Origin of the sequence: Flavobacterium quisquiliarum (genome assembly GCF_019308285.1) — a bacterium.
Classification (GTDB): domain Bacteria; phylum Bacteroidota; class Bacteroidia; order Flavobacteriales; family Flavobacteriaceae; genus Flavobacterium; species Flavobacterium quisquiliarum.
Window position 1 is genome coordinate 1 of record NZ_WWEM01000005.1, and the last position, 2,326, is coordinate 2,326.

Annotated in this window: 2 protein-coding genes; both read right to left on the minus strand. The window is 35.0% G+C overall.

The window, feature by feature from the left end; translation table 11 throughout:
- Positions 1-357 (minus strand): hypothetical protein (locus GSY47_RS00705; RefSeq protein WP_219071031.1); only part of this gene is annotated, 357 nt, incomplete at its 3' end.
- An 11-nt stretch (positions 358-368) separates the two neighbouring features.
- Positions 369-2,326 (minus strand): leucine-rich repeat domain-containing protein (locus tag GSY47_RS00710; RefSeq protein WP_219071032.1); only part of this gene is annotated, 1,958 nt, incomplete at its 5' end.

Genomic DNA, 2,326 nt, shown 5'->3' on the forward strand with positions numbered 1-2,326 from the left:
AATAGACCAGCTTAAATTAGTTGCTGTTTTTGTAATTCCTTCAAAGCACATTCCTGGATTGGAGAAGGAACCAGGAATAGTTAATGTTCCTGTCCCTGTGAATTTTACAGTTTTTCCATGCCATATATCTTGAACTGTAGCGGGTAACGCTACAGTGACTTGATTTGAGATATCTTGTTTAGTTGATAAATCAATATTTCCATCTCCAATAATAGATTCTCCATTAATTGTTTTGAAATCTAAGGAAGAGGTTAAATCATTAAATTCGAGTTCTCCATCTTCATTGGTAATTAGAATTTTATCTGGATCATTTTTTTCTAGATCAGATACTTTTATTCTGTTGTGGGTTGTGTTCATATTTTGTGGTATTATACGTAAATAATTGTTGCACCTCTAGTATTGGCTGCATAAACTAAATCGCCATCTGGAGCTCCACCATTTGCTGTTTGTAAAGCTATCGGGACTGTAATTGTAGTATTAAGTTTAACATTAAAAAATACCGAATTATTACCAGTTGTAGAACCGCAGTTTAGCAATTGAGGCATAGAAATGGGATCAATAGAAGAGCAATTGCTAAAAGCCCAATTTCCAACAGCAGTGACTTTATCCATGTTTACAACATTATTTAATAAGGTACACCCCTCAAAAGCATTGCTTCCGATTGAAGTTGTACTGGATAAATTAACCGAAGTGATTTTTGAACATCCACTAAATGCACTTGCAGGAACAGCCGAAGGGGAAGCAATAGTTAAGCTTGACAGTCCCGAACAATTAAGAAAAGCATTTCCGTTTGCGGAAGTTAAAACTAATAGGGGTGCATTAAAAACAGTCAGGTTTGTTAAACCGTTAAAAATATTTCCCCCATTCAGGGAAGTTAATTTTGGAGCGGTGAAAGATGTTAGATCTGTATTTCCAGTAAACGCCCCATTTGCAATGAAAGGACCTCCGGATACTGTTAAAAGTTCTGAAAAAGTGTAGCTTGTTATTGAGGTACATCCTGTAAAAGCTGATTGCCCTATGCTTTCAACTGAATTTGCTGAAAAATTTGAAAGATTCAAACAGTTAAAAAATGCTCTGGTTCCAACAGTAGTCACGTTATCCATATTTACAACATTATTTAGTAAGATACAGCCCTCAAAAGCATTGCTTCCAATTGAAGTTGTATTGGATAAATTGACCGAAGTGATTTTTGAACACCCACTAAATGCATTTTCGGGTACAGCTGAAGGAGAAGCAATAGTTAAGCTTGACAGTCCGGAACAATTAAGAAAAGCATTTCCGTTTGCGGAAGTTAAAACTAATAGCGGTGCATTAAAAACAGTCAGGTTTGCTAAACCGTTAAATACATTTCCCCCATTCAGGGAAGCTAATTTTGGAGCAGCGAAAGATGTTAGATTTGTATTTCCAGTAAACGCCCCATTTGTAATAAAAGGACCTCCGGATACTGTTAAAAGTTCTGGAAAAGTGTAGTTTGTTATTGAGGTACATCCTGTAAAAGCTGATTGCCCTACGCTTTTAACTGAATTTGCTGAAAAATTTGAAAGATTCAAACAGTTAAAAAATGCTCTGGTTCCGACAGCAATCACGTTATCCATATTTACAACATTATTTAATAAGCCACAGCTATCAAAAGCATTGTTTCCAATTGAAGTTGTATTGGATAAATTGACCGAAGTCATTTTTGAACATCCACTAAATGCATTTTCGGGTACAGCTGAAGGAGAAGCAATAGTTAAGCTAGACAGTCCAGAACAATTAAGAAAAGCATTTCCGTTTGAGGAAGTCAAAACTAATAAAGGCGCATTAAAGGTTGCGAGGTTTGCTAAACCGTTAAAAGCATTTCCACCATTCAGGGAAGTTAATTTTGGAGCATTGAAAGATGTTAGATTTGTATTTCCAGTAAACGCCCCATTTGCAATAAAAGGTCCTCCGGATATTGTTACAAGTTCTGGAAAAGTATAACTTGTTACAGAAGTACATCCTGTAAAAGCAGATTGATTTATATTTGTAACTTTTGAAAAATTTACAGATCCATAAAGCGAAGTACAGCCATAAAATGAATTAGTCCCTATAGATGTTACTAAGCCAGATAAATCATGAAAATAAGTAATTGATGTTAAACTTAAAAAGGCATTAGCAGGAATTGAATAAGTCCCTCCTGTTATTTCTGCTGATATGTCAGAACCAGTTATTTTAAAACTTCTAATTCTGCCAACTGTTATACCTAATTTTGTAGCTAATAAATTAGGAGTATTAATAGTACCTGCAACCCCGCCAATAAAAGTATTCGCTTTAAGTTTTTGACGTCCAAATATTGTTTTTCGTA